Below are 13,739 nucleotides of genomic sequence, written 5' to 3'. Positions count from 1 at the left end.
CCGGACTTCGACGCGCTCGCGGAGTGGGCGGCGGCGCTGTGATCCTCCGGGGTCCTACTGCTTCGCGGTGGCCCAGGCGTGCTGGATCACCAGGTCCGCCTTGACCTCGACGAGCTGGACGGCGACGGCGGAGGGGGCGGTGCCGCCCCGGCCGTCACGGGAGGCGAGGGCGCCGGGAACGTCGAGGACCGTGCGGACCTCGGGGGTGAGGTGCTCGGAGATCTTGGCGAACTGCTCGTCCGTCAGCTCGTCCAGCTCCTTGTCCTCGGACTCGGCGACCTTCACGCACTCGCCGGCCACCTCGTGCGCCACCCGGAACGGCACGCCCTGCTTGACCAGCCACTCCGCGATGTCCGTCGCCAGCGAGAAGCCGGCCGGGGCGAGGGCCTCCATGCGCTCCCGGTGGACGGTGAGCGTGGCCATCATGCCGGTGAAGGCGGGCAGCAGGACCTCCAGCTGGTCGCAGGAGTCGAAGACGGGCTCCTTGTCCTCCTGGAGATCCCGGTTGTAGGCGAGCGGGAGCGCCTTGAGGGTGGCCATCAGGCCGGTGAGGTTGCCGATGAGACGGCCGGACTTGCCCCGGGCGAGCTCCGCGATGTCGGGGTTCTTCTTCTGCGGCATGATCGACGAGCCGGTGGAGAAGGCGTCGTGGAGGGTCACGAAGGAGAACTCCTTCGTGTTCCAGATGATGACCTCCTCCGCGATCCGGGAGAGGTTCACCCCGATCATCGCGGTGATGAAGGCGAACTCGGCGACGAAGTCCCGGGAGGCCGTGCCGTCGATCGAGTTGCCCGCGCTGCCCTTCTCGAAGCCGAGGTCCTTCGCGACCGCCTCCGGGTCGAGGCCGAGGGAGGAGCCGGCGAGGGCGCCGGAGCCGTACGGGGAGACCGCCGTCCGGGTGTCCCACTGGCGCAGCCGCTCGGCGTCCCGGGAGAGGGACTGGACGTGGGCCAGGACGTGGTGGGCGAAGAGCACCGGCTGGGCGTGCTGGAGGTGGGTGCGGCCGGGCATGGCGACGTCCGCGTGCGCCTCGGCGAGGCCGACGAGGGCGTCCTGGAGCTCGGCGAGGAGACCGCCGATGATCCGGGCGTGGTCGCGCAGGTACATCCGGAAGAGGGTGGCGACCTGGTCGTTCCGGGACCGGCCGGCGCGCAGCTTGCCGCCGAGGTCCGGGCCGAGGCGCTCCAGGAGGCCCCGCTCCAGGGCGGTGTGGACGTCCTCGTCGGCGATCGTGCCGACGAAGGAGCCGTCGGCGACGTCCGCCTCCAGCCGGTCGAGCCCGGCCAGCATGCGGGTCAGCTCGTCCTGGGTGAGCAGGCCCGCCGTGTGCAGCACGCGCGCGTGGGCGCGGGATCCGGCGATGTCGTACGGGGCGAGACGCCAGTCGAAGTGGACCGACGCGGACAGCTTCGCCAGGGCCTCGGCGGGACCGTCGGCGAACCGTCCGCCCCAGAGCCGTACGTCACCGTTGTTGCTGCTCACAGCTGCTGCTCCTCGGGAGGGTGGGTGTACCGCCGCCTTCCCGGCCCCGGACCTCGCGACGGGACAGGAGAAGACGATGGCATAACTATGCGGTTCTCCGTATGTTTTGTCAACGCACGGCGGCAGGTGTGCCTCGGGCCCGATATTCAGCGGCGCCCCGGCTTCTCCGGATCTAGGCTCCGCCCATGCCGACCAGCGCTTTCGACGACCTCGCCGCTCAGCTCGACCGGGCCCTGACGGGGGCCGACGCGGGCGCGTGGACCGACTTCGACGAGAACGCGCGGGCCGTACTGTGGTGGGGCGCGCTCGTCCCGCCCGCCCACACCTGGTTCCCCGGCGCCCCGGACCGGCGGCCCACCGTCACCGAGACGGCCGTCGCCCTGTGCGGTCCGGACGGGCGGGTGCGGGGGGCCGCCCTCTTCGCCGTGCGCGGCTTCCCCGAGCTCCTCCCCCTGGTCGTCGTCCGGTGCGCCGACTGGGCCGGGCCCGTACGGGAACGGGCGCGGGCCGTGCTGCGCGCGGAGCTGCCGGGGCTGTCGCCCGGGGCGTTCGGCGGCCTCCTGGCGGTCGCCCTGCGGATCGCGGGCCGGCTGCGCGGGGACGCCGCGCGAGACCTGCTGACCGGGGCCCTCCGCGAGGGGCCCGGGGACCGGGTGACCGCCCTGTTCGCGAGCGGGGACCGGGTGGTCCGGCGGCTCGCCCACCGGGTCGGCGTGGAGCGCGGCCTCCTCTCCCCCGCCCGGCTGGCGGAGACCGCCGCCACCGACCCCGACGTGGTCGTCCAGGACCTGTGCGCGAACGCGGTGCTCGCGGCGGTCGGGGACGGCCAGGACGGCGGGGACGGCCAGGACGGCGAGGACGGCCAGGACGGCCAGGACGGCGAGGCCCTTCTCGCTCCGCTCCTGCGCTCCCGGCAGGGGCGGGTGCGGGCCGCCGGGGTCACGGGCCTGCGCCGGACGGGGCGGGCCGCCGAGGCCGAGCCGTTCCTGTACGACCGCTCCGCGCTGGTGCGCGCCTGCGCCCGCTGGGTGCTGCGGCAGACGGGCACGGATCCGCTGCCGCTCTACCGGGCGGTCTGCGCGGCCGGGGCCGGGGTGCCCGACGACGCGCCGCTCGGACTCGCCGAGTGCGGCGACCGGGCCGCCGACGCCCCGGCCCTGTGGGCGCTCGCGGAACACGGGCGGCCCCGTGTGCGGGCGAGCGCCGTGGCGGGACTGCGCCGACTCGACGCCGTACGGGTCGAGCCCCTCGTCCCCCTGCTCGACGACGGTTCGGCGCGGGTCGTGCGGGAGGCCGTGACGGCCCTGCTGCCGTGGGCCGACCGGCTTCCCGCCGACGGGCTCCTGCGGCGCGCGACCACCTCCCCCGCCCCGCACGTCCGGCGGGGTGCGCTGCGGCTGCTCGCCGAGACCGGGGGCGCGCCGTTCCGGGAGGCCGTCCGGGTGCTCGTCGACGACCCGGACCCGGCGGTTCGGGCACGGGCGCGCCGGGGTTGGGGAGAGGGGTGGGGAGAAGCGCCTTCTTTCGCAAGGGACGTGCCAAAGGATCGCTCCGAGTGAGCGGAGTGAGGAGAATGCGGATCATGGGAAAGACATACGAACGCATCGACGGACGGCTGCGCACCTTCATCGAGGAGCAGCCGGTGTTCTTCACCGCGACCGCTCCCCTGACCGGTGACGGGCACGTCAACCTCTCCCCCAAGGGCCGGCGCGGCACCCTCGTGGTGCTCGACGAACTGACCCTCGCCTACGTGGACTTCGGCGGCAGCGGCGCCGAGACGATCGCGCACCTGCGGGAGCCGGGCAACGGGCGGATCACCCTGATGTGGACCGCGTTCTCGGGGCCGCCGACGGTGGTGCGGGTGCACGGGACCGGGGAGGCGGTGTTCCGGGACGATCCCCGCTGGGGCGAGCTGTTCGCCCGGTTCCCGGCCGAGGCCGTGGAGGGCCAGGGCAGCGCCCGGGCGATCGTCGTGGTGCGGGCGCGGCTGATCAGGGACGCCTGCGGGTTCGCCGTCCCGCTGATGGAGTACCGGGAGGAACGGACCCTGCACGCCGAGTACTTCAACCGGAAGACGGACGAGGAGTTCAACGCGTACTGCGAGGGCAAGGAGCACATCGCGAACAGCCTGGACGGGCTGCCCGCGCTCCCGCTGCCGCTGCCGCCGATGCCCGCCGGCGCGGCCGGGTAGACCCGTACGGGTTCTCCGGCGGGCGCGGTCCGGGTCGCGGGCCTAGCGTCGCGCCCATGCGCACCCTTCTGGTCCTCGGCGCCGCCCTGCTCTCCCTGGGCGCCGCCGCGCCCCCGGCGCCCGCCTCCGCCTCCGTACCGCTGCCCGCGCTGATGGCCGACACCGGGGGCGGCTCGCAGCTGATCACCGCCGAGGCCGCCGACACCGGTGCCACCACGGGCACGCTCACCTGGTGGGACCGGCGGGACGGGCGGTGGGTGCGGGCAGGGTCCGCGCCCGCGCGGTTCGGCGCCGGCGGCCTCGTCGAGGGGGACGAGCGGCGGCAGGGCACGAACACCACCCCCACCGGGCTCCACCGGCTTCCGTACGCCTTCGGGAACGAGCCCCCGCCGCCCGGGACCGCCTACCGGTACGCCCGGGTCACCGAGGACTCCTGGTGGTGCCAGGACAACGACTCCCGCGCGTACAACCGCTGGGTGGAGGGGCTGCCCGACGACTGCCGGGCCGACGAGGCCGAGCACCTCGCCTCGTACCGCGCGCAGTACGCGCACGCCCTCGTGATCGGCTTCAACTACCGGCGCCCGGTGCGCGGGCGCGGGGCAGGGATCTTCCTGCACGTGAACGGGGCCGGGGCGACGGCCGGCTGCGTCTCCGTGCCGGCGGACGCCATGCGCGCGGTCCTCGCCTGGGCCGATCCGGCCCGGCGGCCGCACATCGCCGTCGGAACGCGGGGCGGTCCGACGGCGATCACGCGCTACTGAGCCCCCGGACTCACTTCTGGGCCAGCTTCAGGAGGTGGTCCGCCAGGGCCTGGCCGCCCACCGGGTCGCGGCTGATCAGCAGGAGGGTGTCGTCACCCGCGATCGTGCCGAGGATGGCGTGCAGTTCGGCCTGGTCGATGGCCGACGCGAGGAACTGGGCGGCGCCCGGCGGGGTCCGCAGGACCACCAGGTTCGCGGAGGCCTCGGCGGAGATCAGCAGTTCGCCGGAGAGGCGCCGCATGCGCTCCTCCTTGGCGGACTCGCCGAGCGGGGCCTGCGGGGTGCGGAAGCCGCCCTCGCTGGGGACCGCGTAGATCAGCTCCCCGCCGGTGTTGCGGATCTTCACCGCGCCCAGCTCGTCGAGGTCGCGGGAGAGCGTCGCCTGCGTGACGCTCAGGCCGTCGTCCGCGAGGAGCTTGGCGAGCTGGCTCTGCGAGCGCACCGGCTGCCGGTTGAGGATGTCGACGATCCTGCGGTGGCGTGCGGTGCGGGTCTGCGGAACGGACGGCCCTCCGTGCTCGTTCTCCTGCGCGTCGGTCATCGTCGTCTCATTCTCCGCTTCGTCCTTGCCCGTTCACCACGTCGAGGACCCCGGGCAGCGCCCGGACGAAGGCGTCCGCCTCGGCGTCGGTGAGGAGCAGCGAAGGCATGATCCGTACGACATCGGGGGCGGGCGCGTTCACCAGGAGGCCGGCGTCCTGAGCCGCCTGCTGCACCTGGGGCGCGAGGGACTCCGTGAGCACGATACCCAGCAGGAGGCCCGCGCCGCGGACGTGGGAGACCAGCGGGTGGCCCAGGGCCTCGATTCCCTGCCGCAGCCGCTCCCCGACCGCCTTCACGTGGTCGAGGGCCGCGTCGGCGGCGAGGGTGTCCAGGACCGCGAGTCCGGCGGCGCAGGCGACCGGGTTGCCGCCGAAGGTGGTGCCGTGGTGGCCGGGGCCGAAGAGGTCCGCGGCCGGGCCGAAGGCGACGGTCGCGCCGATCGGGAGGCCGCCGCCGAGGCCCTTGGCGAGGGTCACGACGTCCGCCTCGACGCCCTCCGCCTGGGCCGCGAACCAGTGGCCGCAGCGGCCGATGCCGGTCTGGACCTCGTCGAGGACGAGCAGGGTGCCGGTGGCGCGGGTGATCTCCCGGGCCGCCTTGAGGTAGCCGGGGGGCGGGACGACGACGCCGTTCTCGCCCTGGATCGGCTCGATGATCACCAGGGCGGTGTCCTCGGTGACCGCGGCCCGCAGCGCCTCGGCGTCGCCGTACGGCACGTGGGTGACGTCACCGGGCAGCGGCAGGAAGGGGGTCTGCTTGGCGGGCTGGCCGGTGAGGGCGAGGGAGCCCATGGTCCGGCCGTGGAAGCCGCCGTGCGTGGCGACCATGTGGGGGCGGCCGGTGAGCCGGCCGAGCTTGAAGGCGCCCTCGACGGCCTCGGCGCCCGAGTTGCAGAAGAAGACCTTGCCGGGCCGGCCGAAGAGGCCGAGGAGCCGCTCGGCGAGGGCGACGGGCGGTTCGGCGACGAAGAGGTTGGAGACGTGGCCGAGGGTGCCGATCTGCCGGGTGACGGCCTCGACGACCGCCGGGTGGGCGTGGCCGAGGGCGTTGACGGCGATGCCGCCGACGAAGTCCAGGTACTCCTTGCCGTCGGCGTCCCGGACGCGGACGCCCTCGCCGCGGACGAGGGGCAGCCGGGGCGTGCCGTAGTTGTTCATGAGCGAGCCCTGCCACCGCCGGGTCAGCTCCGTGTTGCCGGTGCCGGTGCCGGTCATCGGTTCCCCCGTCATCAGTGTTCCCGTCCGTTCCGGTCGTCCGGGACGACCATCGTGCCGACGCCCTCGTCGGTGAAGATCTCCAGGAGGATGGCGTGCTGCACGCGGCCGTCGATCACGCGGGCCGTGGTGACCCCGTTCCGCACGGCGTGCAGGCAGCCCTCCATCTTGGGGACCATGCCGCTGGAGAGCTCGGGCAGCAGCTTCTCCAGCTGGCTCGCGGTGAGCCGGCTGATGACCTCGTCGCTGTGGGGCCAGTCCTCGTAGAGGCCCTCGACGTCGGTCAGGACCATCAGGGTCTCGGCACCCAGCGCCGCAGCGAGTGCCGCAGCCGCCGTATCAGCATTGACGTTGTAGACATGTCCGTCGTCCTGGGAGCGTGCGATGGAGGAGATGACCGGGATCCGGCCGTCCTCCAGGAGGGCTTCGATGGCGCCGGTCTCGATGGCGGTGATCTCGCCGACCCGGCCGATGTCGACCTGCTCGCCCTCGATGACCGGCCGGTGCTGGGTGGCGGTGATCGTGCGGGCGTCCTCGCCGGTCATGCCGACGGCGAACGGGCCGTGCTGGTTGAGCAGCCCGACCAGCTCGCGCTGGACCTGTCCGGCGAGCACCATCCGTACGACGTCCATCGCCTCGGGGGTGGTGACCCGGAGGCCGGCCTTGAACTCGCTGACCAGGCCGTGCCGGTCGAGGGCGGCGTTGATCTGGGGGCCGCCGCCGTGCACCACGACCGGCCGCAGGCCCGCGTGGCGCAGGAAGACGACGTCCTGCGCGAAGGCGGCCTTGAGCTCCTCGTCGATCATGGCGTTGCCGCCGAACTTGACGACGACGGTCTTGCCGTGGTGGCGGGTGAGCCAGGGCAGGGCCTCGATGAGGATCTGGGCCTTGGGGAGCGCGGTGTGCTTCCGCGTGGCGCCGGTCACGACGAGTACGCGCTGTTCTCGTGGACGTAGTCCGCGGTGAGGTCGTTGGCCCAGATGACGGCGGACTCGGAGCCGGCGGCGAGGTCGGCGGTGATCGTGACCTCCCGGTAGCGCATGTCGACGAGGTCGCGGTCCTCGCCGACGGAGCCGTTCCGGCAGACCCAGACGCCGTTGATGGCCACGTTGAGTTCGTCGGGCTCGAAGGCGGCGGACGTGGTGCCGATGGCGGAGAGCACCCGGCCCCAGTTGGGGTCCTCGCCGTGGAGGGCGCACTTGAGGAGGTTGTTGCGGGCGATGGAGCGGCCCACCTCGACGGCGTCGTCCTCGGTCGCGGCGTTGACCACCTCGATGCGGATGTCCTTGCTGGCGCCCTCGGCGTCGCCGATGAGCTGGCGGGCGAGGTCGTCGCAGACGGCCCGTACGGCTCCGGCGAACTCGGCCCGGTCGGGGGTGGTCCCGGAGGCTCCGGAGGCGAGGAGCAGGACGGTGTCGTTGGTGGACATGCAGCCGTCGGAGTCGACCCGGTCGAAGGTGACGCGGGTGGCGCCCCGGAGAGCGTCGTCGAGGCCCTCGGCGTCCACGTCGGCGTCGGTGGTGAGGACGACGAGCATGGTGGCGAGGCCGGGGGCGAGCATGCCGGCGCCCTTGGCCATGCCGCCGACCGTCCAGCCGTCCTTGGTGACGACGGCGGTCTTGTGGACGGTGTCGGTGGTCTTGATGGCGATGGCGGCCTTCTCGCCGCCGTGCTCGGAGAGTTCGGCCGCGGCCTTCTCGACGCCGGGGAGGAGCTTGTCCATGGGGAGCAGGACGCCGATGAGGCCGGTGGAGGCGACGGCGACCTCACCGGCGCCGACCTCCTCGCCGTGTCCGGAGAGGACCTCCGCGACCTTCTCGGCGGTGGCGTGGGTGTCCTGGAAGCCCTGGGGACCGGTGCAGGCGTTGGCGCCGCCGGAGTTGAGGACGACGGCGGTCAACTCGCCGTCGGCGAGGACCTGCTGGGACCAGACGACGGGGGCGGCCTTGACGCGGTTGGAGGTGAAGACTCCCGCGGCGGCGCGGCGGGGCCCGGTGTTGACCACGAGGGCCAGGTCCGGGTTGCCGTTCTGCTTGATCCCGGCGGCGATGCCCGCCGCCGTGAATCCCTTCGCTGCGGTGACGCTCACTGTGCTTCTCCGTTCGCTTCTCCGCCCGCGCAGCGCAGAGGTGCGGGCTTCGTCGTCGTCTGCAGACCGGTGGCTGCGCGTGCGTCGCTCACGGAGCGACTCCAATCGTGGAAAGTCCGGTGTCCTCAGGGAGCCCGAGGGCGATGTTCATGCTCTGCACCGCGCCGCCGGCGGTGCCCTTGGTGAGGTTGTCGATGGCGCTGATCGCGATGATCCGGCGGGCGCCGGGGTCGTACGCGACCTGGACCTGGACGGCGTTGGAGCCGTAGACGGACGCGGTCGCCGGCCACTGCCCCTCGGGGAGCAGGTGGACGAACGGCTCGTCCGCGAAGGCCTTCTCGTACGCGGTCCGTACGGCCTCGGCGGTGACGCCCGGCTTCGCGGCGGCCGTGCAGGTGGCGAGGATGCCGCGGGGCATCGGGGCCAGGGTGGGGGTGAAGGAGACGGTGACCCGCTCCCCCGCCGGTCCGCTGAGGTTCTGGATCATCTCGGGGGTGTGGCGGTGGCCGCCGCCGACGCCGTACGGGGACATGCTGCCCATGACCTCGCTGCCGAGCAGGTGCGGCTTGGCCGCCTTGCCCGCGCCGGAGGTCCCGGAGGCGGCGACGATCACGGCCTCGGGCTCGGCGAGGCCGTCCGCGTACGCCGGGAAGAGCGCGAGCGAGACGGCGGTGGGGTAGCAGCCGGGCACCGCGACGCGCTTGGACCCTTCCAGTGCGGCGCGGGCGCCCGGCAGTTCGGGGAGGCCGTAGGGCCAGGTCCCGGCGTGCGGGGAGCCGTAGTACGTCTCCCAGTCGGCGGGGTCCTGCAGCCGGAAGTCGGCGCCCATGTCGACGACGAGGACGTCCGGGCCGAGCTGCTCGGCGACGGCGGCGGACTGGCCGTGCGGCAGCGCGAGGAAGACGACGTCGTGCCCGGCGAGCTCCTCGGCGGCGGTGGGCACGAGGACGCGGTCGGCGAGCGGGAGCAGGTGGGGCTGGAGGGCCCCGAGTCGCTGACCGGCGTTGGAGTGGCCGGTCAGGGCCCCGATCTCGACGTGGGGGTGCGCCAGGAGCAGACGCAGGAGCTCTCCGCCCGCGTATCCGCTCGCACCCGCCACTGCTACTCGTACCGTCATCGAAACCCTCCTCATGGATGGCATGACTATACGTGTAGCCGCAGTTTTATGCAACGAGCTTCCCGGGGGCGGCCCCGCCGGGGTTCCACCACGAGTTCCACCGGCCTCCCCTCGCGACCCCCGTCAGGGACTCCACCCCGCCCTCTTTGCATGACCATGCGAGATGATGCATACTCTTCCCATGTCCAAGGTCCTCACCTCCCTGCCCGCCGGCGAGCGCGTCGGCATCGCCTTCTCCGGCGGCCTCGACACCTCCGTCGCCGTCGCATGGATGCGCGACAAGGGCGCCATCCCCTGCACCTACACCGCCGACATCGGCCAGTACGACGAGCCCGACATCGCCTCGGTGCCCGGCCGCGCGAAGACCTACGGTGCCGAGATCGCGCGCCTGGTCGACTGCCGGGCGGCGCTGGTCGAGGAGGGCCTCGCCGCGCTCACCTGCGGCGCGTTCCACATCCGCTCGGGCGGCCGCGCCTACTTCAACACCACGCCCCTGGGCCGTGCCGTCACCGGCACCCTGCTGGTCCGGGCGATGCTGGAGGACGACGTCCAGATCTGGGGCGACGGATCGACCTTCAAGGGCAACGACATCGAGCGGTTCTACCGCTACGGCCTGCTCGCCAACCCCCACCTGCGGATCTACAAGCCCTGGCTGGACACGGACTTCGTGACCGAGCTGGGCGGCCGCAAGGAGATGTCGGAGTGGCTCCTCGCCCACGACCTCCCCTACCGGGACAGCACGGAGAAGGCGTACTCCACCGACGCCAACATCTGGGGCGCCACCCACGAGGCCAAGACCCTGGAGCACCTGGACACGGGCGTCGAGACCGTGGAGCCCATCATGGGCGTCCGGTTCTGGGACCCGTCGGTCGAGATCGCCGCCGAGGACGTGACGATCGGCTTCGACCAGGGCCGTCCGGTCACCGTCAACGGCAAGGAGTTCTCCTCCGCCGTCGACCTCGTCATGGAGGCCAACGCCATCGGCGGCCGCCACGGCATGGGCATGTCGGACCAGATCGAGAACCGGATCATCGAGGCCAAGAGCCGGGGCATCTACGAGGCCCCCGGCATGGCCCTGCTGCACGCGGCGTACGAGCGCCTGGTCAACGCGATCCACAACGAGGACACCCTCGCCCAGTACCACAACGAGGGCCGGCGCCTCGGCCGGCTCATGTACGAGGGCCGGTGGCTGGACCCGCAGGCCCTCATGGTCCGCGAGTCGCTCCAGCGCTGGGTCGGCGCGGCCGTCACCGGCGAGGTGACCCTGCGGCTGCGGCGCGGCGAGGACTACTCGATCCTCGACACCACGGGCCCGGCGTTCAGCTACCACCCGGACAAGCTGTCCATGGAGCGCACCGAGGACTCCGCCTTCGGCCCGGCGGACCGGATCGGCCAGCTCACCATGCGGAACCTCGACATCGCCGACTCCCGCGCCAAGCTGGAGCAGTACGCGGGCCTCGGCCTGATCGGCACCGCCGGCCCGGCCATCGGCGCGGCCCAGGCCGCCGCGACCGGGCTGATCGGCAGCATGCCGGAGGGCGGGGCCGAGGCCATCGCCTCGCGCGGCGAGTCCTCGGACGAGGACGAGCTGCTCGACCGGGCCGCGATGGAGTCCGGCACGGACTGACGCGCGGACACCGGGCGACGGCCCGGTTCGTAGGGCCCGTTCGTACGGTCCGGTTCGTGCGGTCCGGTTCGTGCAGCCTGTTCTTACGGTCCGTGTGATCGGCGTCCTGTCAGCCACGGAAGGCCGGTTCGGCACCCTCGGTGCCGGGCCGGCCTTCTCGCGTCCCGGCGTTCCCGGGCGGGGCGGTCCGCTCCTCCGGGCGGCGGTCCACGCAGGCGCGGACGTCCTCGATCGTCAGGCCGAGGGCGAGGAGTTCGCGCACCACGCGCACGCGTGCCACGTCGTCCGGGCCGTGCTCCCGCCGGCCGGACGGGGTGCGGACGGGCGGCGGGAGGAGACCCCGCTGCTCGGACAGGCGCAGGGCCCTGGGCGTGGTCCCCGCCGCGTCACCGATCCGCATGCCGCCCGTCCTCCGCCGTGGATCCTAGCGGCGGACCGCGCGCAGGATCACGAACTTCGGGTCGCTCGCGACCAGTTCGGCGTTGCCGAAGATTCGGCGGAGGGTGACGTGGTGGCCGAGGTGCCGGTTGCCGACGACCCACAGTTCGCCGCCGGGGCGCAGGGCGCGCCGGGCGTCGGCGAACATGCGGCGGGCGGTGCGGTCGGTGGTGGCCTGGTGGCTGTGGAACGGCGGGTTGTTGAGGACCAGGTCCACCGAGCCGGGGGCCAGGTCCGCGAGCCCGTCGCCGACGAGGAACTCGGCCGCGCGCCCGTCGCCCGCGTGGGCGCGGAAGTTCTCCCGGGCCGAGGCGACGGCCTGGTACGACTCGTCGGTGAAGACCAGTTCGGCCTCGGGCTCGGCGAGGGCGACCGCGAGGCCCACCACGCCGTTGCCGCAGCCGAGGTCCGCGACGCGGGCCCGGCCGAGGCCGCGGGGCAGGTGGGCGAGGAGGAAGCGGGTGCCGATGTCGAGGCGGTCGGCGCAGAAGACGCCGGCGTGGTTGGTGACGGTCCGCCCGGGGAGGCCGGGCGCGGGGGTGTCGGCGGGCAGGTCGTAGCGGTACGGCCAGGGGTTCGGGCCCGGGGCGGCGGGGCCGGGGGTGGTGTGGATCAGCCGGGCCTTCTTCACCGCGAGGGAGGTGCGGGTGGGGCCGAGGATCCGCTCGAAGAGCTTCAGCGTGGAGGTGTGGATCTCCTTGACCATGCCGGTGCCGACGACGACGGTGCCCTCGTGGACGGCGGGGGCGAGACGGTGGAGCTGGTCCTCCAGGAGCGCGAGGCTCTTGGGGACGCGGACGAGGAGCACGTCGATCCGCTCGGGCGGCGGGTCCTGGGTGGTGAGCAGCCGGACGGCGTCCGGGCCGGCGCCGGCGCGCGCGAGGTTGGTCCGGGTCGCCTCTCCGCCGAGGTACGAGTCGGTGATCTGGACCAGTTCGCCGGGTCCCGTCGCCCGGAGCGCGGTGACGAGGGCTCCCCAGCGGTCGCCGAGGACGACGACGGTGCCGGAGAGGTCGGTGCCGGTGTCGGCCAGGTGCCCCAGGAGGTACTCGTCGGACGCGTCCCAGGCGCGCAGCGGGTCGCGCGGGTCCTCGGGGTGGCGGGTCAGCGTGAAGGCGCCCCATGACGTGCTCAAACGGTTCATCGTGGGTTCAGGCTAGCCGGTCGCGGGGCCGGGCCGCCCTTCTCCGCCGTACGGCTCCGCCCCGGTCCCGGCCCCGGTCCCGTCGGCGCGGACCGGTCAGCGCAGGGCCGCGTCGAGCTGGAGGTGCCAGAGGCCGGGGCGGCCGGTGAGGGTGACGGTGGAGAGGGGGCGGACGTCGACGTTCCAGTACGTGGCGGGCGGCGCCTTCAGGGCGTACACGAGGGCGGCCCGTACGACGGAGGGCTCGGCGACGGCAACGATGTCGCAGTCCTCGGCGGGCCGGGTGTCGAGCCAGTTCCCTATCCGGGTGATGAAGGCGAGGAGCGGTTCGCCGCCGTGCGGGGCCGTGCGGGCGTCGGTGAGCCAGGCGTCGACGGCGGCCGGTTCGAGGGCGGCGACCTCGGCGAGGGTCAGGCCGCGCCAGCGGCCCATGTCGCAGTCGCGCAGGGCGGGCTGGACGAGGGGCGCGTAGCCGAGGGCGGTGCCGGTGGCGCGGCTGCGCGGGGTCGGGGAGCAGTAGCGCAGTTCGGCCGCGCCGAGCGGGATGAGCACGGGCGCGGCCTGCTGCACCTCGTACCAGCCGGCCTCGTCCATCGGCCGGTCGTCGTCGAAGCGTTCGGCGAGCAGGGAGGAGCTGCGTGCCGCCGTGACGAACGTCACTCGAAGACCCATGGCCGCGATCGTGAGGCCGGTGGCGCCGCTGGTCAAGGGGTCGCTTCGGGGGACGGAGGGGGCCGGGTGCACCGCCGCCCGAGAGCCATCCACTTGTCCGGATTTCGCAGTGGCGCGAAACCCACCTCCTCGTACACGCCGTACGGGCCGGCGGTGGCGAGTGCGACGCGGCCCGGCCCGTACGGCTCCAGGAGGTCCCGGACGGCGGTGACGGGCGCGGTGCCGAGGCCGGCGCGCCCCGGGCGGGGCGGTCGCCGTGGACGTCGCGGAGCCGGGCGGAGGTGGCGTAGTCGGTGACGACGCGCGCGTGGGCGTTCGTCCCGCCGGTCTCGTGGTGGTGGGTGCCGGGGCCGAGCGGGCCCGCGACGGCCCGGTCCCGCTTCTCCCGAGGTCGGCCGTGGGTCCGGTGGGTGTCGGTGGGGATCCGGTGGTGGACGCGGGCGGCGTCGATCCGGGCGGGG

General features: G+C 73.7%; 13 protein-coding genes. 4 read left to right on the top strand and 9 right to left on the bottom strand.

The window, feature by feature from the left end; translation table 11 throughout:
* Positions 1–54: 54 nt before the first annotated feature.
* Complete coding sequence (argH, locus tag ACIP5O_RS28425; protein WP_401298081.1) at positions 55–1,482, bottom strand: argininosuccinate lyase; 1,428 nt, start codon at positions 1,480–1,482, stop codon at positions 55–57.
* 185 nt (positions 1,483–1,667) lie between these two features.
* Between argH and ACIP5O_RS28420 the strand changes: the two genes are divergently transcribed.
* Genes ACIP5O_RS28420 through ACIP5O_RS28410 form a run of 3 tightly spaced genes read left to right on the top strand, consistent with a single transcriptional unit; the run spans position 1,668 to position 4,434 of the window.
* A complete protein-coding gene (locus ACIP5O_RS28420; protein WP_401298078.1) occupies positions 1,668–3,041 on the top strand; it encodes a hypothetical protein in 1,374 nt (457 codons plus the stop codon).
* Between the two features lie 23 nt (positions 3,042–3,064).
* On the top strand, positions 3,065–3,673 hold the full coding sequence (locus tag ACIP5O_RS28415) for a pyridoxamine 5'-phosphate oxidase family protein (RefSeq protein WP_401298076.1): 609 nt from the start codon (positions 3,065–3,067) through the stop codon (positions 3,671–3,673).
* A gap of 56 nt (positions 3,674–3,729) precedes the next feature.
* Positions 3,730–4,434, top strand: coding sequence for a L,D-transpeptidase (locus ACIP5O_RS28410; RefSeq protein WP_401298073.1), 705 nt, complete (start codon positions 3,730–3,732; stop codon positions 4,432–4,434).
* A gap of 10 nt (positions 4,435–4,444) precedes the next feature.
* On the opposite strand, the gene ACIP5O_RS28405 is transcribed toward ACIP5O_RS28410, so the two are convergent.
* From ACIP5O_RS28405 to argC, 5 genes are all read right to left on the bottom strand, one after another.
* A complete protein-coding gene (locus ACIP5O_RS28405) occupies positions 4,445–4,975 on the bottom strand; it encodes an arginine repressor (RefSeq protein WP_030214728.1) in 531 nt (176 codons plus the stop codon).
* A 7-nt stretch (positions 4,976–4,982) separates the two neighbouring features.
* Positions 4,983–6,191 (bottom strand): acetylornithine transaminase, encoded by a 1,209-nt coding sequence (locus ACIP5O_RS28400; protein ID WP_401298268.1) that lies wholly within the window; start codon positions 6,189–6,191, stop codon positions 4,983–4,985.
* 14 nt (positions 6,192–6,205) lie between these two features.
* Positions 6,206–7,117, bottom strand: coding sequence for an acetylglutamate kinase (argB, locus tag ACIP5O_RS28395; protein WP_401298070.1), 912 nt, complete (start codon positions 7,115–7,117; stop codon positions 6,206–6,208).
* On the bottom strand, positions 7,114–8,280 hold the full coding sequence (argJ, locus tag ACIP5O_RS28390; protein WP_401298067.1) for a bifunctional glutamate N-acetyltransferase/amino-acid acetyltransferase ArgJ: 1,167 nt from the start codon (positions 8,278–8,280) through the stop codon (positions 7,114–7,116). Before argJ ends, argB begins: the two co-directional genes overlap by 4 nt.
* An 88-nt stretch (positions 8,281–8,368) precedes the next feature.
* Positions 8,369–9,397 carry an N-acetyl-gamma-glutamyl-phosphate reductase gene (gene argC / locus ACIP5O_RS28385; protein ID WP_401298064.1) on the bottom strand — a complete coding sequence of 343 codons (1,029 nt, stop codon included), beginning with the start codon at positions 9,395–9,397 and terminating at the stop codon, positions 8,369–8,371.
* Between the two features lie 181 nt (positions 9,398–9,578).
* On the opposite strand from argC, the gene argG reads away from it, so the two are divergent.
* Positions 9,579–11,024, top strand: a complete 1,446-nt coding sequence (gene argG, locus ACIP5O_RS28380; RefSeq protein ID WP_401298061.1) for an argininosuccinate synthase — start codon at positions 9,579–9,581, stop codon at positions 11,022–11,024.
* A 109-nt stretch (positions 11,025–11,133) separates the two neighbouring features.
* On the opposite strand, the gene ACIP5O_RS28375 is transcribed toward argG, so the two are convergent.
* The 3 genes from ACIP5O_RS28375 to ACIP5O_RS28365 form a co-directional block, all read right to left on the bottom strand.
* On the bottom strand, positions 11,134–11,424 hold the full coding sequence (locus tag ACIP5O_RS28375) for a MerR family transcriptional regulator (protein ID WP_401298058.1): 291 nt from the start codon (positions 11,422–11,424) through the stop codon (positions 11,134–11,136).
* A gap of 24 nt (positions 11,425–11,448) precedes the next feature.
* A complete protein-coding gene (locus ACIP5O_RS28370; RefSeq protein ID WP_401298055.1) occupies positions 11,449–12,606 on the bottom strand; it encodes a methyltransferase in 1,158 nt (385 codons plus the stop codon).
* Between the two features lie 96 nt (positions 12,607–12,702).
* Positions 12,703–13,278 carry a histidine phosphatase family protein gene (locus ACIP5O_RS28365; protein WP_401298052.1) on the bottom strand — a complete coding sequence of 192 codons (576 nt, stop codon included), beginning with the start codon at positions 13,276–13,278 and terminating at the stop codon, positions 12,703–12,705.
* Between the last annotated feature and the right edge of the window lie 461 nt (positions 13,279–13,739).

The organism is Streptomyces sp. NPDC088915, from assembly GCF_044749825.1.
GTDB lineage: Bacteria > Actinomycetota > Actinomycetes > Streptomycetales > Streptomycetaceae > Streptomyces.
The sequence above is the reverse complement of the archived record's forward strand: the minus strand, read 5'-3'. Positions and strand labels throughout refer to the sequence as shown.

What these genes read in the sequence shown, in the direction of transcription:
- ACIP5O_RS28420 (WP_401298078.1), top strand. Translation starts at nt 1,668, where the DNA reads ATGCCGACCAGCGCTTTCGACGACCTCGCCGCTCAGCTCGACCGGGCC.
- ACIP5O_RS28370 (WP_401298055.1), bottom strand. Translation starts at nt 12,606, where the DNA reads ATGAACCGTTTGAGCACGTCATGGGGCGCCTTCACGCTGACCCGCCAC.
- ACIP5O_RS28400 (WP_401298268.1), bottom strand. Translation starts at nt 6,191, where the DNA reads ATGACCGGCACCGGCACCGGCAACACGGAGCTGACCCGGCGGTGGCAG.
- argG (WP_401298061.1), top strand. Translation starts at nt 9,579, where the DNA reads ATGTCCAAGGTCCTCACCTCCCTGCCCGCCGGCGAGCGCGTCGGCATC.
- ACIP5O_RS28365 (WP_401298052.1), bottom strand. Translation starts at nt 13,278, where the DNA reads ATGGGTCTTCGAGTGACGTTCGTCACGGCGGCACGCAGCTCCTCCCTG.
- ACIP5O_RS28405 (WP_030214728.1), bottom strand. Translation starts at nt 4,975, where the DNA reads ATGACCGACGCGCAGGAGAACGAGCACGGAGGGCCGTCCGTTCCGCAG.
- argC (WP_401298064.1), bottom strand. Translation starts at nt 9,397, where the DNA reads ATGACGGTACGAGTAGCAGTGGCGGGTGCGAGCGGATACGCGGGCGGA.
- ACIP5O_RS28375 (WP_401298058.1), bottom strand. Translation starts at nt 11,424, where the DNA reads ATGCGGATCGGTGACGCGGCGGGGACCACGCCCAGGGCCCTGCGCCTG.
- ACIP5O_RS28415 (WP_401298076.1), top strand. Translation starts at nt 3,065, where the DNA reads ATGGGAAAGACATACGAACGCATCGACGGACGGCTGCGCACCTTCATC.
- ACIP5O_RS28410 (WP_401298073.1), top strand. Translation starts at nt 3,730, where the DNA reads ATGCGCACCCTTCTGGTCCTCGGCGCCGCCCTGCTCTCCCTGGGCGCC.